Below are 25,192 nucleotides of genomic sequence, written 5' to 3'. Positions count from 1 at the left end.
AATGTCAGAAAATTTTGCGCAGTTATTTGAAGAAAGCCTTAAGGGTTTTGAAGCAGAGCAAGGCTCTATCGTTAAAGGTACTGTTATCTCAATCGAGAACAACATCGTACTTGTTGATGCTGGTCTTAAATCTGAAAGTGCAATCCCTGCTGAGCAATTCAAAAATGCTGCTGGTGAACTAGAAGTTGCTGTTGGCGACGAAGTAGATGTTGCTTTAGACGCAATCGAAGACGGTTTCGGTGAAACTATCCTTTCTCGTGAGAAAGCGAAGCGTCACGAAGCGTGGATCCGCTTAGAAAAAGCATGTGAAGAGCAAGAGACTGTTACTGGTGTTATCAACGGTAAAGTTAAAGGCGGTTTCACTGTTGAAGTTGATTCAATCCGTGCCTTCCTACCTGGTTCACTTGTTGATGTTCGTCCAGTACGTGACACAACTCACCTTGAAGGTAAAGAGCTTGAGTTCAAAGTAATCAAGCTTGACCAAAAACGTAACAACGTTGTTGTTTCTCGCCGTGCAGTTATCGAATCAGAAAACTCACAAGAGCGTGAAGAGCTTCTTGCTAACCTTGTTGAAGGTCAAGAAGTTAAAGGTATCGTTAAGAACCTTACTGACTACGGTGCGTTCGTTGACCTTGGTGGTGTTGACGGTCTACTACACATCACAGACATGGCGTGGAAGCGTGTTAAGCACCCTTCAGAAATCGTTAATGTTGGCGACGAAATCGCAGTTAAAGTTCTTAAATTCGACAAAGAAAAGACTCGTGTATCTCTAGGCCTTAAACAGCTTGGCGAAGATCCATGGGCAGCTATCGCTGGTCGTTACCCAGAAGGTTCTAAGCTTTCTGGTCGTGTAACTAACCTTACTGACTACGGTTGTTTCGTTGAAATCGAAGAAGGCGTAGAAGGTCTAGTACACGTTTCTGAAATGGATTGGACTAACAAGAACATCCACCCTTCAAAAGTTGTTTCACTAGGTGACACTGTTGAAGTTATGGTTCTTGAAATCGACGAAGAGCGTCGTCGTATTTCTCTTGGTCTTAAGCAATGTATTGCTAACCCATGGCAAGAATTTGCTCGTCTACAAAACAAAGGCGACCAAGTTACTGGTAAGATCAAATCAATCACTGACTTCGGTATCTTCATCGGTCTTGAAGGCGGTATTGACGGTCTTGTTCACCTTTCAGACATTTCTTGGAACACGCCTGGCGAAGAAGCTGTACGTGAATTCAAGAAAGGCGACGAAATCACTGCTATCGTATTACAAGTTGACCCAGAGCGTGAGCGTATCTCTCTAGGCGTTAAACAAATCGAAGCTGACCCATTCAATAACTACCTGGACGCAAACAAAAAAGGTGCTATTGTTAAAGGTAAAGTGACTGAAGTTGATGCGAAAGGCGCAACTGTTGAGCTTATCGAAGGCGTTGAAGGTTACATCCGTGTAGCTGATATCGCTCAAGAGCGTGTTGAAGATGCTACTACTGTAGTTTCTGCAGGCGACGAAATCGAAGCGAAATACGTTGGTGTTGATCGTAAGAACCGCACTTTAAGCTTATCTGTTAAAGCTCTTTTCGAAGCAGAAGAGAAAGAAGTACTAGAGAAGCTTAAGAAAGAAGAGCCAGCGTTCGAAAACGCTATGGCTGCAGCATTCAAAAATGCTCAAAAAGACTAATATCTAGTCTTTTAAAATTGGAAGGGCAGTTTTGCCCTTCCTTTACCACTCTTTAAGGAAACGCTATGACTAAGTCAGAATTGATAGAACAACTTGCCGAGCAACATGCACACATCCCTGTGAAAGATGTTGAAAATGCCGTTAAAGAAATTCTTGAACAAATGGCCGGTTCATTATCTAGCTCAGATCGCATCGAGATCCGTGGCTTTGGAAGTTTCTCATTGCATTATCGTTCTCCTCGCACAGGTCGTAATCCAAAGACTGGCGAAACAGTTGAGTTAGACGGTAAGCACGTACCACATTTCAAACCAGGTAAAGAGTTACGTGACCGCGTAAATGCGAGTATTGCCTAGTTTTATACAGGAGTAGTTACTTGTTTAGGGTATTAAAAATTGTATTAATTGCGCTGTGTTTATTTATTGCGTTTGTACTTGGTTCACAGAATCCACAATTGGTGCAAATCAATTATTTAATCGCTAGTAATACTTTACCCCTAGCTGTTGTAATAAGTATCTGCTTTATTTTAGGTGTCGCAATTGGTTGTTTTATAAGCTTTACACTATTTTCTCAGTTAAAGTGGCAAAATTATCGTTTAAAGAAAAAATTAGCGCCTGAAAAAAACAATAAAAAGCTTGTTGCTAATAAAGACACCTAATCATGATTGAGCTTCTGTTTTTACTTTTACCCGTTGCAGCCGGTTACGGTTGGATAATGGGTAAAAACAGCGCTAAAAACCAAGCTCATCAGCTTAATCGCCAAATCACCTCTGAATATTCTAAAGGCCTTAAATTTCTCTTAGACAGAGAAGAAGACCAAGGCTTAGAGCACCTTATAAATCTACTTGAAGTTGCTGCCGACTCAGTTGAACACTATTCAACACTGGCAACTATGTTTCGCCGCCGTGGCGAGCTTGACCGCGCAATTAAAATTCATGAGTTGTTATTAAAACACCCAAGCCTTGATGAACAACAAGCTGCAACCAGTCGTTTAGAGCTGGCTGAAGATTACATCATGGCAGGCTTATTAGATAGCGCAGAAGAGCATTTAGTTTGGCTCGTAAAAGCAGGATATAAAGAAGCGCTCGAACCAATTATCAATCTTTATTCACAAACTCGTGAATGGGAAAAGGGCATTAACATGTACGAGGCCCACAGTGAGTTGTTCACTAAACCTCAGCATGTAAAAGCCATTGCCAATTTTTACTGTGAAGCGGCTTTACAAGATAATGATACGCAAATTATGCGTAAAGCCATTAGCTTAAACCATAAAGCCATTCGTCCATTATATGAGCTTGGTCACAGTGCCTTTACCAATGAAGATTATGTAAAAGCAATTTACTATTGGCGCGAGCTAATCAGTCAGTTCACGTTTTTTGCGCCGGTATTTATTGAAGAGCTTGCGCTGAGCTATCAAAAGCTAAATTTAACGCATCAGTTTTACGAATTACTTAATGAACTGCTCGATAAAGGTGGCGTATTAATAAAAATAAAACACTGCCAAGCCTTACTTGAGCAAGGTCACATAGAGCAAGCGATAAAATTTTTAACGGATAGTTTAAAGCGTCATCCAACTATTCGTGGCTTTAGCTTTTTATTACAGCTACTTGCCAAACAAAACAACGATATTAAAGATGTACTCGATCAAATTGATAAGCTAGTAACGTCTTATATCGCAACCAAACCTGATTTTCAGTGCCAACACTGTGGCTTTACCAGTCATACCATTTATTGGGTATGTCCATCTTGTAAGCACTGGGAAACAATTGTTCCAAGCCGTGGCATAGACGGTTTTTAATTCATATTAGTCCATTAGTTTTTAGGAAAGTTATGTCTGTCGAAGATTCAAAAAAAGTATTAATTGCCCTTGATTACGATGATCAACAAACAGCTCTTGCGTTTGTAAAGCAATTATCGCCTGATACGTGTCGTCTTAAAGTAGGCAAAGAAATGTTCACGTATTTTGGTCCTAGCTTTGTTAAGGAACTAATCGACTTAGGGTTTGATGTATTCTTAGACCTAAAATTTCACGATATTCCAAACACAGTGGCTAAAGCTGTAACAGCAGCTGCAAAAATGGGTGTATGGATGGTTAACGTGCATGCCTCTGGTGGCGTTGAAATGATGACTAAAGCAAAACAAGCTTTAGAACAGTTTGGCGATGATGCACCATTACTGATTGCAGTAACTGTACTAACCAGTATGGATGCCGCAGAGCTTACTCGTTTAGGTGTAGATAAAACACCTGAAGAGCAAGTAATTTACCTAGCAAACCTTGCTAAAGAATCAGGCCTTGATGGGGTAGTGTGCTCAGCACAAGAAGCGAAAAAGCTAAAAGCAGAACTCGGCGCAGACTTTAAACTGGTTACCCCTGGTATTCGCCCAGCTGGCAGCGATGCAGGTGACCAAAAACGCATCATGACACCTAAACAAGCCGTTGAAGATGGCAGCGACTATTTAGTTGTAGGCCGCCCAATCACCCAATCGGCAGACCCAGTTGCAACACTAAAAGAAATTAACGACTCACTAAAATAACCTCGTTATTTAAAATAGTCTCTAAAGAGCATTGTAAGCGCAATTTATATCGCGCTATATACAATGCTCTTTTTGTTTATGGCAATTACGCTAGGTTATCTACATCTGAGAATCAGGAACTCGAGCAAACTCATTTTTGGACAAAAGCGTGTTAGCGACTTTTCTAGTTTAGTTCATGACGAATAACTAGAAGTATGGCTAACGTAAAATTGACTGCCAACAGGCCTCAACAACTATACTTACTAACTTATATGTGAGAAATTCCATATTAATACAATCGGATAGTGTGGATAATCACATGGGATTCAGAGTTAATACCATCGCAAATCATGAGCTTTGGCATTTGGGGTCAACTGAAGAGAACGCTTTTACTGTAATAATAGGAAATAACGGGTGTGGAAAAACGCAGCTGTTAGTTGATACTTGTGCTTATTATCAAGAAATGTACTCTCAGTTGCTCAATAGCGACAGACCTAACCTAGCTACAGCAGTCCGTGATGTAAAGGAATATTCTGCTCAGTGGAGTCTATTAGGAGAAAGGTTCGGCCTTTCTTTACCAAAAAAGTTGATTGCAGCGTCAACGAGTCAATTTGAAAAGTTCCAACAAAGATGGAAGAACAAAAAGGACATTCAACAAAACGGGTTTTATGCCTACGTAGGTTCTAAACCTTATTCACCATTTCAAGCACCTTCAACACGTATCGCGTCGAAAGCAATTCAACAATTATTGGGCAATGAAAGATTTGAAACGAGAAAACTTGTTGCGTTAACAAATTTCCTGCATAAGTTCGATTTTGGTGGTTTATTGCGTTTGCGTTTTAATGTGGCTATTTCTAGCGATGACTTTACAAATTTGCAAAATGGCCAACAATTACAGCCAAAAACAGCTCTGATACTGAAGGAAGCCCTAGAAGAATATGAACAAGAAGAAATCCTTGGGCTAATCCAATATTGTGAAGAAATCTACAAAGAACCAGAATTCCTTCTTTCTTTAGATCGCAATACTTTTACATTAAAACACTTAAGAAAACACGAAGAGACCTTTTCTGACGTTGACATAGATCGTCACGTCGTTTCCACGCTGCTTAGGGCTGGACTTATTGAGCTAGAAAATCTTGAGACAGTTCGTCACACAAAAAGTCCCTCAAATTATGTAGACGATCTTGATATTTCAGATGTACCTCTGACGGGCTTAGCTAAGCGTAGTTCTGGCGAGCAATGCTTGTTCCTGCTCTTTTTGGGTATTATTTCTTCTATAGAAGATGATGCACTGATCTGCATCGATGAACCTGAAATCAGCCTTCATCCGCAATGGCAAGAGAAGTTTGTAGAAATTCTTAGGGACTCATTTTCAGGCTATCAAGGGTGCCATTTCCTTATCGCAACTCACTCTCCCTTAATTGTATCAGACATCTCCGCTTCAAATAGTTGCGTGTACGATATGGTTAATCGCAAGTTAATTGATGCTCGCCCTCATAAAGAGCGCTCTGCAGATTATCAGTTGGCGACGTTGTTCCATAATCCAGGCAATAACAATGAATATTTGATTACTCAAATTATTGAGGTCTTGGATTCTGTCTGTAAGACAGAAAACCCTTCCGAAGAAGCGTTAATAACTGCGAATTGGCTATTGAGCTTTGAATCTCAATTGGAAGAACACGATAAAGTCAGAGTCTTACTGGGAATTATGCGCTCAACTTTGTTGGCAGGAGGGTATCTATGACCCCTTTTGTTCTGAACGAAGATGACGAAGCGATCATCACAAGCGTGTTGGAAAAAAACGTATCCCCTAATGAAAAATGGGCGGATCCTGCGGTGACAGAACTCAAAACTAGAATGAAACGACATTACATCGAACAGCAAGAATATTGCTGTGCTTATTGTAAGGTTCACAAACCTTCCTTGCATGGTGGGGATTGGGATTTAGAACATATCATGCACAAAAACAATTTTGATAAGTGGATGTTTCACCCAGAGAACCTCTGTGTCTCCTGTAAAGAATGTAATGGATACAAAGGTACATCGTTAATTACCAAATCCCCTACTTACAACAAATTCCCCACTCGGTCATCGAATTACACTATCGTCCATGCACACTACGATAGGTACGAAGACCACATCACCGCACTGGTGCCTGGAATAACCTATAGGTATAAGGGGGACAAGCATGGTAAAGGATGGAAAACCATCGAAGTGTGTGGGTTGTTACGCTACCACGAAGAGGGAGGCCGAACACAGGTTGACCCAATCATCCAAGCTGTATTGCGTTTAGCTGCTGATGACCAGAGACAAGAAAACTTACAGCTTGCCATCGAAATGTTACAAGGCAAAATCAACGCGCTAAGTTAGTCTGAGTTGCACTCTTAACTGATTGTATCCGAAAAGTTGTTTGGTATTAAAAAATCTATGAAAAACTCTTGAAGTTAAACGGGGCGCATTTACTTTCTCCAGCACGAAATGGGGCAGAAATGAGTTGAACCAGAAAGGTAGCTTCTGTCGTAATGCCGACTTTTACTTTTAAATGAAAAATACTCAAAATAGTGTTAGAAAATTTACCGCGCCTATTTGTTACAGCTAACAAAACCAATAAAAAAGAGTAAAGCTTTCACTTTACTCTTTTTCATATATATCAATAATCTTGTTAGCTCGTAGCTCGTAGCTCGTAGCTCGTAGCTCGTAGCTCGTAGCTCGTAGCTCGCAACTTACTTCAACCTAATCGACGTTGCTTCAATATCGATTAAACCTTGCTTAAACAAACCGCCTATGGCTTTTTTGTAGTTTGCTTTACTGGTTGAGAAAGTCTTTTTAATTGCTTCAGGGTCTGACTTATCACCTAGGTGAAGTACGCCGCCTTCGGCTTTTAATTTATCTAAGATTTTTTCGCCTAAGTCGTTTACTTTACCCATACCTGGTTTTTCAAGTAGTACGTCGATTTTGCCGTCTTCGCGTACTTTTTGAATAAAGCCTTTTAAGCGCTGGCCAACAAACAGCTTTTTAAATACGGTGTTGTAGTAAACCACACCAATGTGGGCTTCGTTTACGAGTACTTTGTAGCCTAGGTCTGTTTTACCCGCAACGATTAAGTCAACTTCTTCCATTACAGAGTAAGTTGGTTCATCTTTTGATAAAAACTTATTAAAGTTGCTTGATGCACAAATACGTTGGCTGGCGTTATCTAGGTACAAACGTACAAGATACGAAAAGCCGTCTTTCATTTTTGGCTTTTGTTCGTTGTATGGCGCTAGTACGTCTTTTTCGAGGCCCCAATCCATAAACGCACCGGTGCTATTAATCGCTTTAACACGTAGTAGGGCAAATTCGCCTACCTCAGCCAATGGTTTTTTTGTGGTGCCTGTTGGGTGACCTGCGTGATCTAAGTAAATGAATACTTGCACGCTGTCGCCAGCTTCTAGTTCGTAGTCAATTTCTTTGCTTGGTAAGAATACTTCGCCTAAATCACGGCCATCTAAATAAGCACCTTCGTTAGATATTTCGTTAACGAAAAGGGTTTGTGTGGTTCCTAAAATACTCATTGTTATTCCTGTTCTGGCTTTTTCTTACGGCGCATTGGAGCAAAACCATCTACATCAATTGGTGCTTGAATAGGGGCTTTTGGCTTTTTAGGGGCTGCTTTGCGTTTTGGTTTAGCAGGTTTAGCAGCCACTTTTTTCTCTGCTTTTTTCCAAACTGTGTTTGGTTTTTTCTCACGCAGACCTTTAAATTTACCAACAAGGCCGTCAACGGTGAAAAAGCTTAATTCATCATTTAAAAATGCTTTAATTGCTTTGTAGCTTGGCCAATCTTTCGGGCCAACTAATGAAATGGCAGTACCCTTAAAGCCTGCGCGACCTGTACGACCAATACGATGCACATATTCTTCGGCATGTTTTGGTAGGTCAAAATTAATAACGTGGGTCACGCTTAATAAATCAAGACCACGTGATGCAACATCGGTAGTGATCAAAATTTTGAAGTTTTCACGGCTAAAGGCATCCATGATTTCAAGGCGCTTAGCCTGAGTTAAGTCACCTGCGAGTGCTTGTGCTTTAAAGCCTTTATCGTTCAACAACTGACTTAAGCGTTGGGTGTCAGCTCGTGTTGCGGTGAAAATAATACACTGACCAACATTGTCTTGTTTTACAAAGTGCTCAAGTAGGGCTTCTTTGTGATCTAAGTGATCAGCTAAATAAAGCTGCTGAGTAATATCACTATGTTGCTCATTTGAGGCACTTAACAATATTTGTTTTGGTGAACGTAATAAGTTACGTGACAGGGCATCAACTTGTGCATGGTCAAGGGTTGCTGAGAACAATAACGTTTGGCGCAAGCGGTGATCAGCAAGGTCGTTGATCATTTTAACTTGCTCGGTAAAGCCTAAATCTAAAATACGGTCGGCTTCATCAAAAATTAACAGTTCTAAGCCTGAAAGCTGTAATGAGCGTTGACTTAAATGGTCAGCTAAACGCCCCGGAGTTGCCACTACAAAATGAGGGTCTTTACGAAGTGCTTTAATTTGGTCATTAAAGTTTTCACCACCGAGTACTTTTACAGCACTAATATTTGTGCCAGCAATTAATAATCTTAATTGGCTGTATACTTGGGTTGCTAATTCGCGGGTAGGCGCAACGATTAAAACGCGAGGGTCGCGTTTACTGAGAGCTTTTTGCTTCATTACGCGCTGTACAGCAGGTAATAAAAACGCCAGCGTTTTGCCCGATCCTGTTTTTGACTGTGCAAAAATATCATGGCCTGCGATAGCTGTAGGTACCGCGTGAGCTTGAATGTCGGTGGGCTGGGTGATGCCTTGATGCGCAAGTTGTTTTTCGAGGCGTGTATCAATCCCAAGTTCAGTAAAGTGCAATGCGTAATCTCCGATGAGCAAAATTTGTAAATCCTGTTCATTATAACGCACTTGCCTTACTAGGAGACAGTAAAAACACAGCTATTTCGCATCAGTTTTTGCAATTATCGCTAATTCGCGTAAAATACGCGCCCTCAATGCGCCGGATTTGCGATTCGGTTAACGCCCCACATGGGCATTTAAAGCAAAAGGTAAAACCATGACTGCTGTTCATAAAGACAATGTAACTAGCGAGCACTTTGTTGTTTGCGCACTATACAAATTTGTAGCCCTTCCTGATTTTGAAGCGATTCGCCAACCATTACTTAAAGTGATGGAAGACAATGAAGTACGCGGTACTTTGTTACTTGCGGCTGAAGGTATCAACGGTACTGTTTCTGCTAAGCGTGAAGGTATCGATAACCTACTTGCATGGTTAGATTCACAACCAAACCTAGATAACATCGTGACAAAAGAGTCATACGATGACGAATGCCCGTTCTACCGTACTAAGGTAAAACTGAAAAAAGAAATCGTAACTATGGGTGTTGAAGGTATCGACCCACGTGAAGTAGTGGGTACATACGTAAAACCAGCTGACTGGAATGCATTAATTTCAGACCCTGAAGTGATTCTTATCGATACGCGTAACGATTACGAAATCGAGATCGGTACTTTCCAAAATGCGGTTGATCCAAACACTAAAACATTCCGTGAATTCCCAGCATGGGCGAAAGAAAACCTAGACCCAGAAAAGCACAAGAAAGTGGCGATGTTCTGTACCGGTGGTATTCGCTGCGAAAAATCAACTGCGTACATGAAAGAGCAAGGTTTTGACGAAGTATTCCACCTTGAAGGCGGTATTCTTAAGTACTTAGAAGAAGTACCAAAGGAAGAAACTATGTGGGAAGGTGAGTGTTTTGTATTTGATAACCGCGTTGCGGTAAATCACGATTTACAAAAAGGTTCTTACGACCAATGTCATGCGTGTCGTATGCCTATCACTGAAGAAGAAAAGCAAAAGCCTGAATACATGGAAGGTGTTTCGTGTCATCACTGTCACGACAGCCTTACAGAAGAGCAACGTGCACGTTTTGCTGAGCGTCAAAAGCAAATCGAATTAGCACAAGCTCGCGGTGAAGGCCATATTGGTAACGAAGCGCAAGAAGTTCTGCGTAAGCGTAAAGAAGCTAAAAAAGCGCAAAAAGAAGCACAGCGCCAACAGTAACTCTTAGCTTTTTGAATTGATAAAAACCTCAGCACTGTCTGGGGTTTTTTTATGCCCGTCTATTAGCCACATACAGTTTCTTACACATCTTAAACAGTCTCTAACTTATATCAGGAATAGTATCTTACTTAAGCTTTAAACTGATGGGATGAAAAACAATGAAAAAATTACTACTAGGTTTACTATTTTTAGGCGGTTGTGCCTCGCAAGGTGTTGATAGAGCAGACCAAAATGTAATGATCAAACGCTTTTACGCAAAAGTGATGTCAGTGCAACCTGTTAAATTGTCATCCAACGTTAAAACAGGGATTGCCGCAGGTTCTACTATAGGCATTGTTGATCAGTTAGATGGTAACCACGAAGATATGATTGCAGGCGCTATTGCTGGGGCGCTTGTTGGTGGCATAGTGACTGCGATATCAGAAGGTAGTAATGATGCCTTTGAATATTCTTTAAGATCAGAGCAAGAAGGGAATTTTACGCTTATTCAAAAGGAACAAGTAAATAGTGCATCTGGATGTGTTGAGGTAACCATTGCCAGTGAAGCACATGTAAAAGAAACAGATTCATTACATTGCCGTTTCTAATTAATAAACACGCGAGAGAGCGTCGTCTATTTCACCTTGGCTAATTGTTTATTAAACGAAGTCAGCTTTTTATTGATCACAAAGCTGTTACACTTCGTAACAATTAAAACGATTCTTATTTAGGTGAAATTTTGACAATTGGCAAATTACATACATGGACTTTAATTGCCTGTATTAGTTGTGTTTCTGTCGCTGAGGCGGCTAATGTAGTTGTAGAATCAGTGTCTGTTGAAAAGTCTAAACAACAGATAAAAGCCGTGGGTAATGCTGAAGCTATTCATTCTGTAACACTTTATCCAGCTGTTGGGGATAGAGTGACTGCTGTTTACTTCAAACCCGGTGATAAGGTTGCCAAAGGTGACTTACTATTAGAGCTTGATTCGCGCAGACAAAAAGCTGCGCTGATGGAAGCTGAAATTACTTTAAAAGATGCTGAGCGCACTATGAAAAGGCTTGAGGAAAGCCATTCTCGTGGTGCGGTACCGCAAAGTGATTTAGACGATGCCAAAACACTTTACGAACTAGCTAAAGTGAAGTTAATGCAAGCAAAAACAGAGCGTGAAGACCGTGAAGTTCGCGCTCCATTTAGCGGTGTTATGGGCTTAACTGACGTCGAAGTGGGCGACAGGATCACAACCCAAACAGCCATCGCTACCATCGATGATATTTCAGCGCTTTATATTAATTTTAATGCCCCAGAGGCAGCTGTGTCTGTGCTTAAACAAAAATCAGCAGTCGAAGTGGTACCTTGGTTAGGCGATGAAACTTACACGGCTAAAGTGGCAGAGCTTGATTCACGTATCAATGCACAAACCCGCACACTCAGAACAAAAGCTAAGCTTGATAATAATGATCAACAGTTTATGCCGGGTATGAGCTTCCGTGTACATATAAATATTCTAGGTGAAGAGCTTGCCGTAGTACCAGAAGCAGCGATGATGTGGGGAGCTGCAGGCCCTTATGTTTGGAAGAGTGTTGATAATAAAGCAACCCGCGTTGATGTAAAAATTGAGCAGCGTTTAGCTGGGCGTTTATTAGTCTCCGGAGGCTTAAAAGAAGGCGACTTACTGGTAACTGAAGGGGTTCAACGCCTTAGACCTAATCAAGAGCTTAATTTCATTAATGAAGTGCAGCTAGCCAAGGAGTAATGATGAAACAGCAACCTATGATGGAAGATCTGCCATCAATGGCGATACGTCGCCCTGTTTTAATTGTGGTACTTAACTTACTCATTATTATCGCTGGTATTGCTGCAATAGCGGGAGTTGAAGTACGAGAGCTTCCTGATGTTGATAGACCTCGTATTACTGTATCAGCTTCTTTTCCTGGTGGCTCACCAGAAACTGTAGATACCGAAGTAACCAGTAAGCTCGAAGGAGCGGTTGCTAGGGTCAGTGGTGTTAAGTCAATTCGTGCGCAAAGTGAAGAAAACAATGCCCGTATTGTGGTTGAGTTTCGCCCCGGTGTTAATCTAGATGATGCTGCAAACGAAACACGCGAATCGGTAGCCCGTGTGCAGCGAGAGTTACCCGAAGAAGTTGAACGGGTATCAATTATTAAAGCCGATAATGATGCAGAAGCGGTTGTCTCTTTAACAGTATCAAGCGATAGTTTGTCCCTTGAGGCGTTGACTGAGCGCGTTGATGTTGATTTAGCTCCGCAGTTTTTAACCATTCCTGGGGTTGCCGATGTTCGCTTAAATGGTGACCGTGAACGGGTACTTCGAGTGCGCATAGACCCGCTTAAGCTCAGCAGCTTTAACCTTACGGTGCCAGATATTGCTAATGTACTTCGTCAAGCTCCCTTTGATGTGCCTGCGGGTAGTTTAAAATCAAGCGATCAACAAGTCATTGTTCGTGCTGATGCAACGTCAGTGTCTGCAGAGCAAGTGGCGGACATCATTGTCCGTGATGATACTCGTATTGGTGATGTCGCTGCTGTTTACTTTGGTCCTGCAGATCCGCGCTCATTTGTCAGGCTCAATGGCACACCTGTCATTGGCATGGAAATTATTCGTCAGGCCCAATCTAATACCATTGAAATTTCTGATGAAGTGCTCACTTTAATTGAGCGTATGCGTGAACGTTTTCCTGAAATGGAGTTTACTTTAACCTCTGACGATGCGCAGTTTATTAGAAGCTCAGTTGATGAGGTAATTAACTCACTATTACTGACAGTATTATTAGTAGTGATAACACTTTGGGTGTTTATTGGCTCTTGGCGGGCAACACTTGTTCCTGCATTTGCGATACCTGTTGCGTTAATTGGCTCTTTAGCACTGATTTGGGCTCTTGGTTTCTCAATTAATATACTTACCTTACTTGCATTAGTATTAGCAACAGGCCTAATTGTTGATGATGCAATTGTGGTCAGTGAAAACATACAGCGTCAACGTGGTTTAGGTCTAGGTCGACGTGCTGCTGCCGTGGTTGGTACTCGCGAGGTGTTCTTTGCTGTTGTGGCGACAACCGCAGTATTAGCTGCGGTGTTTGTGCCTATTGCCTTTTTACCTTCAACAGCAGGGCGATTATTTAGAGAGTTTGGTGGTGTGCTAGCTGGCGCGGTGATCATCTCAAGTTTTGTTGCTTTATCCTTGGTACCTGCACTAACTTCAAAACTGAAATTAAAGCAGGGCGGTTTTCATCCTTTTGCTAAAGTTGGCCATGTTTTAGCCGCCGTATATAAGCGCACAATACACGGAGTTCTTCAACATGCATGGCTAACCTTTTTTGCTTGTGTGTTGGTTGCTGCTGGCTCTGGGGCACTGTATTTCAATTTAGATAACGAACTATTGCCAACAGAAGACCGCGGAAAAATTCGTATTTTTGCACGAGGTCCTGATGGTGTTGGCTTGAACTTTATGGACAGGCAAGCCGTGCAAATGGAAGATATCTTACTGCCGTATGTAGAAAGTGGTGATATTGAGTCTATTTATACTGTGGTTGGGCAATGGGATCCAAATATTGTATTTATCACCGTGCCATTAAAACATTGGGACGAACGTCACTTTAGCCAGCAAGAAATCATCAATAAGATTCGTGGTCCTTTAGGAAATATTCCAGGTGCGGCTGGTTACCCAGGTGGTTCAAATAGTTTGAATTTACGCGGTCAAGGTGGTGGTATTGAGCTTGCGTTATTAGGGCAAGACTATCTTGAGATATTTAAAGCAGCACAAGACTTTTCAGCTGAGATTGAAAAGGCAGTGCCAGAAGTGGCCCCTGTGCGTATTTCATATCAGCCGTCACAACCACAATTACGGGTCAATATTGATAGACGTCGTGCCGAAGAGCTTGGCGTATCGCTTAGTGATATATCAGTAACGCTACGAGCTGCAATTAATGGTGATGATATTGCTGATTTAAACATTGGTGATCAATCAATCCCAATCATGTTGCAAGCTCAAAACCAAACTATCACTAATCCAAGCGATTTAGCTAATTTGTATGTTGGCGGCCGTAATGGTCAGTTAGTGCCACTTAGTAGCGTTGCGACTATCACAGAAGAAGGTGTGGCTGCAGAGCTAGAGCGTCATGCACAGCGTCGTGCTATTGAGCTAAGTATGGAAATGCCAGAGGGTGTTACTATTGCTGAGCTGGTAACAAAAATCCGTGATATTTCAGAGCAATCTCTACCTGCTGGTATTAGTTTGGCGTTTAAAGGTGAAGCATTAACCTTCGAAGAAACTGCCAATGAAGTATTGATGACCTATGTATTGGCGTTTTTAATTGTACTGTTGGTACTTGCGGCGCAGTTTGAAAGTATTAATAGTGCAATAGTGGTGATGATTACAGTGCCATTTGGTATTACGTCAGCCATTTTAGCCTTGTATCTAACAGGTACCTCATTAAATATTTACTCGCAAATAGGATTAGTGATGTTGATTGGCTTGATTGCCAAAAATGCAATATTGCTGGTGGAGTTTGCTGATCAGTTACGTGACCAAGGCCGAACGGTAAGAGTCGCTGTTGAAGAGGCCGCATTAGTTCGCCTTCGCCCAATTGCAATGACACTAGTTTCAACCTTACTGGGTGCATTACCACTGATTCTATCTACTGGCGCTGGAGCAGAGGCTCGTAACGCGATTGGATGGGTGGTGTTTGGCGGTTTAGCACTTGCGGTGTTATTTACCCTTTATTTAACACCGGTTATTTATCTTGGTCTAGCGCGCTTCACAAAACCAAGAGGTGATGAGTCGAAACTTCTTGCTGAAGAGTTAGAAAAGGCTTAATCCTAACAAATTGGCTATTTTTCTTTGAAAAAATAGCCAATTACCCTCACAATTAAATCAAATGTTTAAAACTAGGTACGCGTATGCAAGCCGAACACGTTGATATTGCCCAATTTCTCTCCGATCATGCTCCTTTTGATGATCTACCTGATGAGGCTGTAAATAAACTCGCATCACAAGTCGAAATAGCCTATTTTCGGGCCGGCACAGAAATATTAAATTATGGTGATGATATTGCAGACTTATTTGTTATACGCACTGGTGCCGTTGAAATGTATCGGCGTGATGGTGATTTATATAACCGTTTAACTATCGGTGGAATTTTTGGTTCAATGGGTCTTCTTATGAACCGTAAAGTGCGTTTTCCGGCAAAGGCACTTGAAGATACCTTAGTTTATTGCATCAATGTGAAGTTGTTTAACCAATACTGTGATGAATACGAAGTATTTGCCGACTTTTTTGAAGCCGATGGTAATGTGCGCCTTCATCAGGCAATTGTTGAACAAGCGGATAGCAACGACTTAACTACAGCAAAAGTGAAGTCACTACTGCACCGTGATGCAGTGACTGTTGCAAAAAGTGCCTCTGTGCAAATGGTTGCACAATTGATGACACAAGAGTCGGTATCTTCAGTATTAGTGACTGATGCGGATAAACCAATTAGTGATGATCCCGATGATGATGACGGTCAGGTGGTAGGAATCATTACTGACCGAGACTTACGTACCAGTGTGATTGCTGAAGGTTTGAGTTACGAGGCGCCAGCAGAGCAAATTATGCAGACAGACTTAGTTCTGCTTGATAGTAATGCGTACGTGTTTGAAGCCGTGCTTGCTATGCTCAGAGATAACATTCACCACCTGCCAGTCGTTGTGAAGAAAAAACCCATTGGTGTTATTTCGTTATCGGATATTTTACGTTACGAATCGCAAAGTAGCTTATTGTTGGTGCGAGGTATATTAGCTCAGCAATCGATTGAAGATTTAGCTTACTATGCAAGACAACTACCTAATGTGTTTGTGCGCATGGTAAATGAAGATGCTAACTCACATATGATAGGCACAGCTATGGCTGTGATAGGACGCACATTTAAACAGCGTTTGCTTGATTTAGCCGAAGAAAAATTTGGCCCGCCACCAGTTCCTTATTGTTTTATCGCTTTAGGTTCAATGGCTCGTGATGAACAATTAATTGTCACCGACCAAGATAATGCCATTATCCTTGATAATAGTTTTAATGAAGAATTACACGACGATTATTTTCAAAAGTTAGCTGATTTTGTCTGTGATGGTTTAGCCGAGTGTGGTTATAAATACTGTGAAGGTGAAATTATGGCGTCTTTTAAAAAGTGGCGTTTAACGCGGGAGCAGTGGAAAGAACAATTTGCCGGTTGGATGGCAGAACCAAAACCACAGGCATTATTACATAGTTCCATCTTTTTTGATTTAGATGGCGTTTACGGTAAAAACAAGTGGGCTGATGAGCTTAAGCGATTCATTGCAACAGAAGGGCGCAAGAATAAACGTTTCTTGGCTAATCTTGCTGCCAATGCACGTAACAGAACACCGCCTTTAGGTTTCTTTAAAGACTTTGTGTTAGAGCACAATGGTCAGCATAAGCGGTCAATGAATTTAAAACGCCGCGGAACTGCGCCTTTATCAGATGTTATTCGTGTACATGCTCTGGCAGTAGGTAGCCGCAAACAAAATTCATTCGAGCGTTTGGAAGATATTATCGAAGCTAAATTACTGCCCGAGGGCAAGGCACAGGATCTACGTGATGCCCTTGAATATATTGCCATGATCAGAATTAGGCACCAAGCATGGCAAATTGAAAAGCTTGATGAAGAACCTGATAACGATCTTGAGCCTCATTTGCTTTCTCCTTTTGAGCAACGAAATCTAAAAGAGGCATTTGCGATTCTAGATAAAGCGCAGAGTTTCCTTAAATTCAGATACTCTGCTAACTCAGGGATTAAGTAATGGCAAAACAAGGGGCAAAACTTGATTGGCCGACTCGGTATCAGCAGTTATTAGCTGCGAGTAAACAGCCGTTAATTCAAGAGTTTTATGAATCTGCCATTTGTGACCTAAAGATGCCAATCAGTGACGTTCCCTTAGTGGCGCTTGATTTTGAGACAACAGGTCTAAATTTTCAAAATGACGATATAGTCAGTGTCGGCTTAATCCCATTTAATACTAAGCGTATCTTTTGTAAAGATAGCCAGCATTGGATTGTTCAGCCAAGGCGTAAGCTTGCTGAAGAGTCGATTGTTATTCATGGCATAACCCATTCAGAAGTAAGCGATGCGCCAGATTTCTCAACAATTATGGAACCATTAATAACAGCATTGAAGGGCAAAGTGATTGTGGTGCATTTTGCACCCATTGAAAGGCATTTTTTATATCAAGCGTTGCAAGCTCGATTAGGTGAAGGCCTTGAGTTTGCCGTTATAGACACGCTAGAACTGGAAACTCGTGCTCTGCGAGCAAAGCAGGGGTTACTAGGTCGATTATTCAACTCTAAGCTTGATTCTGTGCGATTAGCTGATTCTCGTATTCGTTATTCGCTGCCAGCGTATCAAAACCACAATGCGCTGAATGATGCCACTGCTACCGCAGAGCTATTACAAGCGCAAATCGCATATCATTACCGCCAAGATACGCCGCTAAGCGAATTTCTTATATAACAACCGTAGCACCGACTATATATCGGGTAATTTAAATTAATTGACCAAAGCTTATAAATAAAAAACGCCGCAAATGCGGCGTTTTTATTATTTAGAGCTGAGTGGTTAGTTTCTCGGTTCTGTTCTTAAACCAAGGATTAAACTCACACACATAAGTAGCAATACAAATGTGAAAGGTAAGCCAGTTGATACGGCTCCAGCTTGTAATGCTTCGATAGCTTGTGTACCACCAATCCAAACAAGTGCCGCTGCAATAGCCCCCTCAATTGATGCCCAGAAAATACGCTGTGGTACAGGGGCATCAACTTTACCACCTGCAGTGATTGAGTCGATTACTAATGAACCTGAGTCTGATGAAGTGATAAAGAACACAAGTACCAGCACAATAGCAATGAACGAAAGCACTTGCGACATTGGCAGAGCTTCAAACATTTGGAACATAGCCAGTGGTACATCGGTTAAACCTTTTTCACCTAGCACACCTACTTTATCAACCACTTGTTCAATAGCAATACCACCATAAATTGACATCCAGAAGATGGTGACAATAGTTGGGACTAGTAGTACAGCAATTAAGAACTCACGAATTGTACGGCCTTCAGATACGCGCGCAATGAACATACCTACAAACGGTGACCATGAAATCCACCAAGCCCAATAGAATACTGTCCAGCCGTGCATCCATGTCTCATCTTCACGACCATGTGGATTACTAAGTGGAATGATATTTTCAACATAACCCATTACTGTGTTAGGAAGGTTGCCAAAAGCTGCGGCAAAGCCAACGATTGCAACAAATACTAGTAAAACTAGAGCGATAAGCATGTTTACGTTGCTAAGCAGTTTTACACCACCATCAATACCACGAACAACAGAGATCACCGCCAGTAGAGTTACACCAACAATAACGCCAATTTGTAAACCAATTCCGCTATCAGTGCCAAATACATGGTTAATACCTGCGGCCGCTTGTTGTGCGCCTAATCCAAGTGAGGTAGCAAGGCCAAACAGGGTAGCAAGCACTGCTAGAATATCGATTAAATGCCCAGGCCAGCCCCATGCTTTGTCGCCTAAAATAGGGTAAAAAATAGAGCGAATAGATAAAGGTAGCCCTTTGTTGTAGCAAAAGAATGCCAACGAAAGAGAAACAACAGCGTAAATTGCCCAAGGATGCAGACCCCAATGGAACATAGTTGCGCCCATTGCCAATTTAGCGGCTTCTGGTGTGTTTGCTTCAACGCCTAGTGGTGTTTCATACCAGCCTGTAAAGTACGCGACTGGCTCTGCTACGCCCCAAAACATTAACCCAATACCCATACCTGCAGCAAATAGCATTGCTAACCAAGAAATACGAGAGTGAGTTGGGCGTGCTTCTTTACCACCAAGGCGGATATTACCGTATGGTGAAACAATTAATGCTAAGCAAAACAATACGAATAAGTTTGCTGACCACATAAAAAAGCCATCAAAATTATTAATAATGTCGTTTTTAATACCATTGAGGGTAGTTTTTGCTGTTTCAGCATCTGAAACTAATGTTGCCACTAAGAATAGGGCAATTAAACCAGCGCTGATGCCAAATACAGGGTTATGCACATCAAAACCCCATTTTTGTACATTGTCCTGACCGACGGTATAGTCGGTATTGTCGATACTGTACTTATCATGATGTTCGCTCATGAATACCTCTTGTTGTAGTTATATCTAGCAGAAAGCTAAACGGCCGGATGGCACAAGTTCAACTAATCCTGTTTTTACGTAGGAAATTAAAAAATAGTTTGTAGACGAACTAAATTTGTACCAAAGTCTAATCTTTAGTGTAGGAGCTCGAAAAAAAATGTAAATGGTTTTGTCCCTAAACAGCCGAATAAATGCAGTTTTTTTCTTTTTTTGTTGGAATTGTGAACAAATTGCTGCGGGTGAGGAATAATTTGATGACAGTATTATTTCAAAGCAAATTATTTTAGTTGAGATGAAAGTGCTGCAAACATAGTGTTTGCAGCACAAATTTACTACTTCTTGTACGCGTCGTTATGAACGCCCGCAGCACGACCCGAAGGATCAGCATTATTTTGGAATGATGCATCCCATGCAAGCGCTTCAGGAGTTGAACAAGCAACTGATTTGCCATGCGGAACACATTTCGCAGCTGCATCACCTGGGAAGTGCTCTTCAAAAATACTACGATAGAAATACGCCTCTTTAGAATCTGGGGTATTAATCGGGTATTTGTATTTTGCATTAGCTAGGTCTTGATCACTAACTTGATCGTTTACATACTCTTTTAAAGTATCAATCCAGTTATAACCAACACCATCAGAGAATTGTTCTTTTTGGCGCCAAAGCACTTCGTCTGGTAAATAGCCGTCAAACGCTTCACGAATGATGTGTTTTTCAATTTTACCGTCTTTACACATTTTCGCTTCTGGGTTGATGCGCATTGCTACATCAACAAACTCTTTATCTAAGAATGGAACACGCGCTTCAACGCCCCATGCTGCCATCGATTTATTAGCACGTAAGCAATCAAACATGTTTAGTTTTGATACCTTACGATTAAGCTCTTCATGGAACTCTTGCGCGTTTGGCGCTTTGTGGAAGTAAAGGTAACCCCCAAAAAGCTCATCGGCACCTTCACCAGACAACACCATTTTAATACCCATAGCTTTAATTTGGCGCGCCATTAAATACATTGGTGTTGAGGCACGAATGGTTGTCACATCATACGTTTCGATGTGATAAATCACTTCACGTAGTGCATCAATACCTTCTTGAATTGTAAAGTGAATAGGGTGGTGAATCGTACCAATCATATCAGCTACTTTTTGTGCAGCTGCTAAATCAGGCGAACCTTCAAGACCGACAGAGAATGAATGTAGTTTTGGCCACCAAGCATCAGACTCGTCATTGTCTTCTATACGTTTTGCAGCAAAACGTTGCGTAATAGCCGAGATAACAGATGAATCTAAACCACCTGATAATAGAACGCCATATGGAACGTCACACATTAATTGACGTTTAACAGCAGCCTCTAAACCTTCTTTTACATCGCTTGTTTTTGCTTCGTTGTCTTTTACAGCATCATAGCTTTGCCAATCACGACTGTAGTATTTACGAAGTTGCCCATCCTTGCTCCATAAGAAATGACCCGGAGGGAATTCTTCAATATGTTTACAAATTGGCGAAAGTGCTTTCAGTTCTGAAGCAACATAAAAGTTACCATGTTCATCATGACCTGTATAAAGTGGAATAATACCGATATGGTCACGACCAATTAAGTAGGCATCTTGCTCTTCATCGTATAAGCAAAAGGCAAAAATACCATTTAAATCGTCTAAAAACTCAGGGCCTTTTTGCTTATATAAAGCCAAAATAACTTCACAGTCTGACTGAGTTTGAAAAGTAAAATCAGTTTCTAAGCTTGCGGCTAATTCTTTGTGGTTATAAATTTCACCATTAACAGCAAGAATATTTGTACGCTCTGGGTTGTACAATGGTTGTGCACCACTCGAAACGCCAACAATAGCAAGACGTTCATGCACTAAAATAGCTTTATCAGATGAATATACGCCAGACCAATCTGGTCCGCGGTGCCTTAATAGTTTTGACATCTCAATTGCTTGGCTTCGCAATTGAGTGGGATCAGATTTAATATCTAATACCCCAAATATTGAACACATAGTGACTCCTCATTCCAATTATGTGCGCAGTTAACAGAATTTATATAACTGCGAATGTTTGTTTTAACAGAAATAATTACCTAAGTCACACAGGTTTTTTAATTAATTGAGAATAAAATATGCACCTAGGAATATGTCTTTGCACCAGTATGGGGTAAGTGGTTAAAGGCTGAGCAGTTTAAATGCTTGATTTGCACAAATTGGGTGATATAGGGCCTAATATAAAGGCTCTTATTACTAAATGACCTGCACAGCTTTGGTGCAAAAAAATGTGTGGTTTTTTACCTTTTTAAATGTATAGACAAGTCGTAAAGATAGCGCGAGCAAAGGTTAGCTTTGCTCGCTAATTTTAACTTAAATAAATTATGAGTTATTTATTAATATAGTTAAGGGCTATCGCAAGTTGATTTAAGTGTGCAGTTAGCTTTTCTTGTGCTTCATGCGCTTCCTTGAGTGTCACAAACTTAAAGTGTAAGAAATCGCCTGGTTTTAATTGTGCAAAGTGACGAAGATCTGCTTCGATCACTGTACCAAGTAATGGGTAACCCCCCGTTGTTTGCGCATCATTTAAAAGCACTATGGGTTCACCGTTTGGCGGTAACTGGATACACCCAGGAGCAACAGCCATAGATGGTAGTGAAATATCATGGCTGATATCACACTCATCACTTAATAGTCTTGTGCCCATGCGGTTGCTGTTAGGAGACACATGCCATGAATGATTAATAAAGTTTACTATGGTGTTTTTAGGTAGCAAAGCGGCGTGTGGTGCAGCATGAATTCGTATCTGCGTACTTTTAGGTGGTAGCATGGCGCCTAAACCAATTTTGGTCTTGTACTTAGGCGTAATTTGAAAGGTATCACCAGTTTGCAGTGCGTGACCGGTTAAACCACCAAAACCAGCTAAAATATCAGTTGAGTAAGAATCTAAAATAGGCTCTGGTAAATGCCACTCGCCGCCAATAGCAAGGTAACTTCTAAAACCATGGCGTGCTGCATTGAGCTTTAATACATCACCTTTTTTGATATAAAAACTCCATCCTGGTTCCACGGCATTGCCGTTAACTGTGGCTTTCATATCAGTGCCATGCAGTGCAATGTAATAATCATTATCAAATTGTATTTCAGCAAGGCCTAAGGTGATTTCGATTACTGGATTATTATCATCATTGCCGACTAAACGGTTCGTTATTATTTGCGCATAAGGGTCGATACAACCAGATTGACCAATTCCTAAGTGACGAGATCCAGTGCGACCTTGATCTTGTATAGACATTTGCATGCCAGGTTTGATGATAGTGATCATTTTAACACCTCCTGAATAACAAATTCTAAAGTATCGCCGGGCTCAATAGCGCATGGTGAAGCAGCATTAATATCAAATAATTTAAAATCTGTATGGCCGATAATCTGCCAGCCACCGGGGGAAGTTTCAGGGTAAATACCCGTTTGCTCACCGCCGATAGCAACAGAACCTTTTGGTACAGAAAGCCGTGGTTCAGCATGACGAGGTGTAAAAAGCTTTGGATTTAAACCATCTAAATAAGCAAAGCCGGGTTTAAAGCCTAAAAACAGAACATGGTATTTGGCATTGCTGTGCATTTGAGCAACATCGTCGACAGAGAGGTTATGATGCTTAGCAACATGCGCGATATCAGGCCCATATTCACCGCCGTAGCGCGTAGCTAACTTATGATGACGCGAATTAAAGTCACTGGATTTAAGTTCGTGCCATTGCTCAAGTAATCTTGGTAGCCAGCCTGCAAGTTGAGTTGGTTCTTTTAAATATAGGGTTAAATTATTATTGGCAGGAACTACATCAACAAAATCATCACTATTTTTACAGTACTGAGCTAATGCCCATATTTTCTTTTGTGTATTAAGTGTGTCGCTTCCTGTCACGTAGGCATCAAAAAAAATGCTGTGTGTAGTGAGCGCCATAATCTTAGGTGTGCTATTGGTCGTCGTCATTACTCATTAATCTTATTATTATCCCTTAATGCTTCTTAGCATATAGGCTGGATGTTGATGATGTAAATGTGTCTTTGGTGTTAATTAGAAAAACTCATGACAATCAAGTGGCTATAATTACTTATAGCCACTTGAAAAGTGCAATAGCAATTACTGTGCGTTATTTAATAACCAATTAGATAATAAACGTACACCGTAACCAGTTCCGCCTTCAGCTAGTTCATCTTTAGCTTTAGAGTTTAGCGCGTTGCCAGCAATATCAATATGAACCCAGCGAGTTTCACCAGCAAAGTGCTGTAAGAAACTTGCAGCTGTAGTCGCCCCAGGGCCATGTGAGCCGATATTTTTTAGGTCAGCAATGTCTGATTTTAAGGCATCTTTGTAACCTAGTGGTAAACGCCATAGGTTTTCGTTTACTTGTTTACCAGCCACTGTTAACTGCTCAACAAGTGTATCGTCATCAGAGAATACTGCAGCATATTCATTACCAACAGCACGAATTTTAGAGCCTGTTAGGGTTGCAACATCTATCATAATGCTAGGCTTAAACTTGTCGCGGGCATACCACATTGCGTCACTTAGAACTAAGCGGCCTTCAGCATCCGTATTGACAATCTCAACGCTTAAACCTTCAGCAGTTCTAACTACATCACCCGGCGCTACAGAAAACTGTGACACCATATTTGCAGCCATGCCCATCACAGCAACTACGTTAGTGTCGGCTTTAGCAAGTGCCATTGCTTTTACAGTACCTAGTACTGCTGCTGCGCCTGCCATGTCTGACTTCATGCGGGCAATTGATGCACCTGTTTTAATACTATAACCACCCGAATCAAAGGTAATACCTTTACCTATTAATGCGATAGGCGTGTTTTTATTACCTTGATAATGAGCAACAACTAAACGTGAACCTTCTTCACTACCACGACCAACCGCTTCAAGTGCGCCCATGCCAAGCTTTTTGATTTGCTTAGGTTCTAAAACAGTGATTTTAACACCTAACTTTTTAAGCTCTTTTGCAGCTTTTGCAAAATCAGCAGGAGTCATTTCTGTTGCAACTTCAGACGTTAAGTCGCGCGCTAAAAAAACACCTTGCTCAATACTTTGCAGTAATTTGTGAGTTTTGACTGCTTGGTCTAAATTTTCAACATCAACCGTGTAGTTAACAACATGGCTGTCTTGTTCTTTTTTATATTGCTCAAAACGATGATCACGTAAATTAGCACCATGAGCAAATTCAGCAGCGTATTTAGCATTGATTGCGCTGTCTTTTAACTCAGAAAAATCTAGGCTTACAGTTGCTTGTTTAGCAGACTGTAATTTAGCGTGAACATTACCACCCAGTTTTGCCATTTTTGCTGCATCCAGCTTCGGCTGCTCTCCTAAGCCAACAAGTAAGATTCGTTGGTGTTCGCTACCATTTGGCGCGATTACTTCTAATGTTTTGCCATAGCCAGCTTTAAAGTCACTAAACTCAATAACTTTGTTTAAGTGAGTTTGGGTTTCTGGTTTTAAATAATTAAAGTTAGCAACTTGGCTATCTGTATCTAAAAATAAAACTAAGGTGTTGTCGTTCGGTTTAATTGATTTTGCAAAAGTGAACTCTGCGGCATTCACTTGCGTAGCAAGTGTTAATCCTAATGCAATAGCAGATAAGCTGTGTGCAATTTTCATTTTTTAATATCCCAATGTTAAAAAGCTGTGTTTTACCGTAAATAAGGTTAAGAGTTAAATTGTTAGCGGTGAATCGCTGTTTGCATGCGTTTAAG

General features: G+C 41.1%; 20 protein-coding genes. 13 read left to right on the top strand and 7 right to left on the bottom strand.

All coding sequences use genetic code 11. From position 1 onward, the window contains the following. The first annotated feature begins 1 nt into the window (after position 1). The 7 genes from rpsA (at position 2) to J8Z25_RS09000 (ending at position 6,549) form a co-directional block, all read left to right on the top strand. Positions 2–1,669 carry a 30S ribosomal protein S1 gene (gene rpsA / locus J8Z25_RS09030; protein WP_054551350.1) on the top strand — a complete coding sequence of 556 codons (1,668 nt, stop codon included), beginning with the start codon at positions 2–4 and terminating at the stop codon, positions 1,667–1,669. Positions 1,670–1,734: 65 nt separating this feature from the next. Continuing rightward, complete coding sequence (gene ihfB / locus J8Z25_RS09025) at positions 1,735–2,022, top strand: integration host factor subunit beta (protein WP_036968575.1); 288 nt, start codon at positions 1,735–1,737, stop codon at positions 2,020–2,022. A gap of 20 nt (positions 2,023–2,042) precedes the next feature. Then, positions 2,043–2,324: a lipopolysaccharide assembly protein LapA domain-containing protein gene (locus J8Z25_RS09020; protein ID WP_054551349.1), complete on the top strand. Its 282-nt coding sequence runs from the start codon at positions 2,043–2,045 to the stop codon at positions 2,322–2,324. A gap of 2 nt (positions 2,325–2,326) precedes the next feature. Beyond that, a complete protein-coding gene (lapB, locus tag J8Z25_RS09015) occupies positions 2,327–3,463 on the top strand; it encodes a lipopolysaccharide assembly protein LapB (RefSeq protein ID WP_130051432.1) in 1,137 nt (378 codons plus the stop codon). A 32-nt stretch (positions 3,464–3,495) separates the two neighbouring features. Further along, positions 3,496–4,200 (top strand): orotidine-5'-phosphate decarboxylase, encoded by a 705-nt coding sequence (gene pyrF, locus J8Z25_RS09010; RefSeq protein ID WP_063705476.1) that lies wholly within the window; start codon positions 3,496–3,498, stop codon positions 4,198–4,200. A gap of 298 nt (positions 4,201–4,498) precedes the next feature. Next, complete coding sequence (locus tag J8Z25_RS09005; RefSeq protein WP_250660933.1) at positions 4,499–5,923, top strand: AAA family ATPase; 1,425 nt, start codon at positions 4,499–4,501, stop codon at positions 5,921–5,923. After that, a complete protein-coding gene (locus tag J8Z25_RS09000) occupies positions 5,920–6,549 on the top strand; it encodes an HNH endonuclease (protein WP_239977596.1) in 630 nt (209 codons plus the stop codon). The genes J8Z25_RS09005 and J8Z25_RS09000 overlap by 4 nt, the downstream gene beginning before the upstream one ends. Before the next feature lie 353 nt (positions 6,550–6,902). Here the strand turns inward: J8Z25_RS09000 and J8Z25_RS08995 are convergent, their stop codons facing one another. Further along, positions 6,903–7,733, bottom strand: a complete 831-nt coding sequence (locus J8Z25_RS08995) for a CvfB family protein (protein ID WP_130051436.1) — start codon at positions 7,731–7,733, stop codon at positions 6,903–6,905. 2 nt (positions 7,734–7,735) lie between these two features. Beyond that, a complete protein-coding gene (locus J8Z25_RS08990) occupies positions 7,736–9,061 on the bottom strand; it encodes a DEAD/DEAH box helicase (protein ID WP_130052288.1) in 1,326 nt (441 codons plus the stop codon). Between the two features lie 199 nt (positions 9,062–9,260). Here J8Z25_RS08990 and trhO point away from each other — a divergent pair, with 199 nt between their 5' ends. From trhO to J8Z25_RS08960, 6 genes are all read left to right on the top strand, one after another. Then, positions 9,261–10,268 (top strand): oxygen-dependent tRNA uridine(34) hydroxylase TrhO, encoded by a 1,008-nt coding sequence (gene trhO, locus J8Z25_RS08985; RefSeq protein WP_055197229.1) that lies wholly within the window; start codon positions 9,261–9,263, stop codon positions 10,266–10,268. A 158-nt stretch (positions 10,269–10,426) separates the two neighbouring features. Continuing rightward, complete coding sequence (locus J8Z25_RS08980) at positions 10,427–10,855, top strand: hypothetical protein (protein ID WP_250660932.1); 429 nt, start codon at positions 10,427–10,429, stop codon at positions 10,853–10,855. 131 nt (positions 10,856–10,986) lie between these two features. Then, positions 10,987–12,003, top strand: a complete 1,017-nt coding sequence (locus tag J8Z25_RS08975; protein ID WP_167657613.1) for an efflux RND transporter periplasmic adaptor subunit — start codon at positions 10,987–10,989, stop codon at positions 12,001–12,003. Positions 12,004–12,005: 2 nt separating this feature from the next. Beyond that, the gene (locus J8Z25_RS08970; protein ID WP_175580366.1) at positions 12,006–15,083 is read left to right on the top strand and encodes an efflux RND transporter permease subunit; all 3,078 of its coding nucleotides are present in this window, start codon (positions 12,006–12,008) and stop codon (positions 15,081–15,083) included. An 83-nt stretch (positions 15,084–15,166) separates the two neighbouring features. Continuing rightward, positions 15,167–17,065 carry a DUF294 nucleotidyltransferase-like domain-containing protein gene (locus tag J8Z25_RS08965; protein WP_130051439.1) on the top strand — a complete coding sequence of 633 codons (1,899 nt, stop codon included), beginning with the start codon at positions 15,167–15,169 and terminating at the stop codon, positions 17,063–17,065. Further along, entirely contained in the window at positions 17,065–17,772 is a 708-nt protein-coding gene (locus J8Z25_RS08960) for a 3'-5' exonuclease (RefSeq protein WP_250660931.1), read from the top strand. Before J8Z25_RS08965 ends, J8Z25_RS08960 begins: the two co-directional genes overlap by 1 nt. 105 nt (positions 17,773–17,877) lie before the next feature. Here J8Z25_RS08960 and J8Z25_RS08955 read toward each other — a convergent pair whose 3' ends face one another. The 5 genes from J8Z25_RS08955 to J8Z25_RS08935 form a co-directional block, all read right to left on the bottom strand. Next, positions 17,878–19,452, bottom strand: coding sequence for a BCCT family transporter (locus tag J8Z25_RS08955; protein ID WP_167657616.1), 1,575 nt, complete (start codon positions 19,450–19,452; stop codon positions 17,878–17,880). 332 nt (positions 19,453–19,784) lie between these two features. Then, entirely contained in the window at positions 19,785–21,452 is a 1,668-nt protein-coding gene (gene asnB / locus J8Z25_RS08950) for an asparagine synthase B (protein ID WP_167657617.1), read from the bottom strand. Between the two features lie 370 nt (positions 21,453–21,822). Continuing rightward, complete coding sequence (locus J8Z25_RS08945) at positions 21,823–22,758, bottom strand: 5-oxoprolinase subunit C family protein (RefSeq protein ID WP_250660930.1); 936 nt, start codon at positions 22,756–22,758, stop codon at positions 21,823–21,825. Then, entirely contained in the window at positions 22,755–23,423 is a 669-nt protein-coding gene (gene pxpB, locus J8Z25_RS08940) for a 5-oxoprolinase subunit PxpB (RefSeq protein ID WP_178927004.1), read from the bottom strand. Before pxpB ends, J8Z25_RS08945 begins: the two co-directional genes overlap by 4 nt. Positions 23,424–23,573: 150 nt before the next feature. Next, positions 23,574–25,097 carry a leucyl aminopeptidase gene (locus J8Z25_RS08935; protein WP_250660929.1) on the bottom strand — a complete coding sequence of 508 codons (1,524 nt, stop codon included), beginning with the start codon at positions 25,095–25,097 and terminating at the stop codon, positions 23,574–23,576. Between the last annotated feature and the right edge of the window lie 95 nt (positions 25,098–25,192).

Source organism: Pseudoalteromonas sp. SCSIO 43101, assembly GCF_023650775.1.
Classification (GTDB): domain Bacteria; phylum Pseudomonadota; class Gammaproteobacteria; order Enterobacterales; family Alteromonadaceae; genus Pseudoalteromonas; species Pseudoalteromonas apostichopi.
This window is presented reverse-complemented; position numbering and strand designations above follow the sequence as displayed.

Excerpts from the sequence above, each read along its gene's own strand:
- rpsA (WP_054551350.1), top strand. The coding sequence starts at position 2 with ATGTCAGAAAATTTTGCGCAGTTATTTGAAGAAAGCCTTAAGGGTTTT.
- ihfB (WP_036968575.1), top strand. The coding sequence starts at position 1,735 with ATGACTAAGTCAGAATTGATAGAACAACTTGCCGAGCAACATGCACAC.
- lapB (WP_130051432.1), top strand. The coding sequence starts at position 2,327 with ATGATTGAGCTTCTGTTTTTACTTTTACCCGTTGCAGCCGGTTACGGT.
- pyrF (WP_063705476.1), top strand. The coding sequence starts at position 3,496 with ATGTCTGTCGAAGATTCAAAAAAAGTATTAATTGCCCTTGATTACGAT.
- J8Z25_RS09005 (WP_250660933.1), top strand. The coding sequence starts at position 4,499 with ATGGGATTCAGAGTTAATACCATCGCAAATCATGAGCTTTGGCATTTG.
- J8Z25_RS09000 (WP_239977596.1), top strand. The coding sequence starts at position 5,920 with ATGACCCCTTTTGTTCTGAACGAAGATGACGAAGCGATCATCACAAGC.
- J8Z25_RS08995 (WP_130051436.1), bottom strand. The coding sequence starts at position 7,733 with ATGAGTATTTTAGGAACCACACAAACCCTTTTCGTTAACGAAATATCT.
- trhO (WP_055197229.1), top strand. The coding sequence starts at position 9,261 with ATGACTGCTGTTCATAAAGACAATGTAACTAGCGAGCACTTTGTTGTT.
- J8Z25_RS08980 (WP_250660932.1), top strand. The coding sequence starts at position 10,427 with ATGAAAAAATTACTACTAGGTTTACTATTTTTAGGCGGTTGTGCCTCG.
- J8Z25_RS08970 (WP_175580366.1), top strand. The coding sequence starts at position 12,006 with ATGAAACAGCAACCTATGATGGAAGATCTGCCATCAATGGCGATACGT.
- J8Z25_RS08965 (WP_130051439.1), top strand. The coding sequence starts at position 15,167 with ATGCAAGCCGAACACGTTGATATTGCCCAATTTCTCTCCGATCATGCT.
- J8Z25_RS08960 (WP_250660931.1), top strand. The coding sequence starts at position 17,065 with ATGGCAAAACAAGGGGCAAAACTTGATTGGCCGACTCGGTATCAGCAG.
- J8Z25_RS08955 (WP_167657616.1), bottom strand. The coding sequence starts at position 19,452 with ATGAGCGAACATCATGATAAGTACAGTATCGACAATACCGACTATACC.
- asnB (WP_167657617.1), bottom strand. The coding sequence starts at position 21,452 with ATGTGTTCAATATTTGGGGTATTAGATATTAAATCTGATCCCACTCAA.
- J8Z25_RS08945 (WP_250660930.1), bottom strand. The coding sequence starts at position 22,758 with ATGATCACTATCATCAAACCTGGCATGCAAATGTCTATACAAGATCAA.
- pxpB (WP_178927004.1), bottom strand. The coding sequence starts at position 23,423 with ATGACGACGACCAATAGCACACCTAAGATTATGGCGCTCACTACACAC.
- J8Z25_RS08935 (WP_250660929.1), bottom strand. The coding sequence starts at position 25,097 with ATGAAAATTGCACACAGCTTATCTGCTATTGCATTAGGATTAACACTT.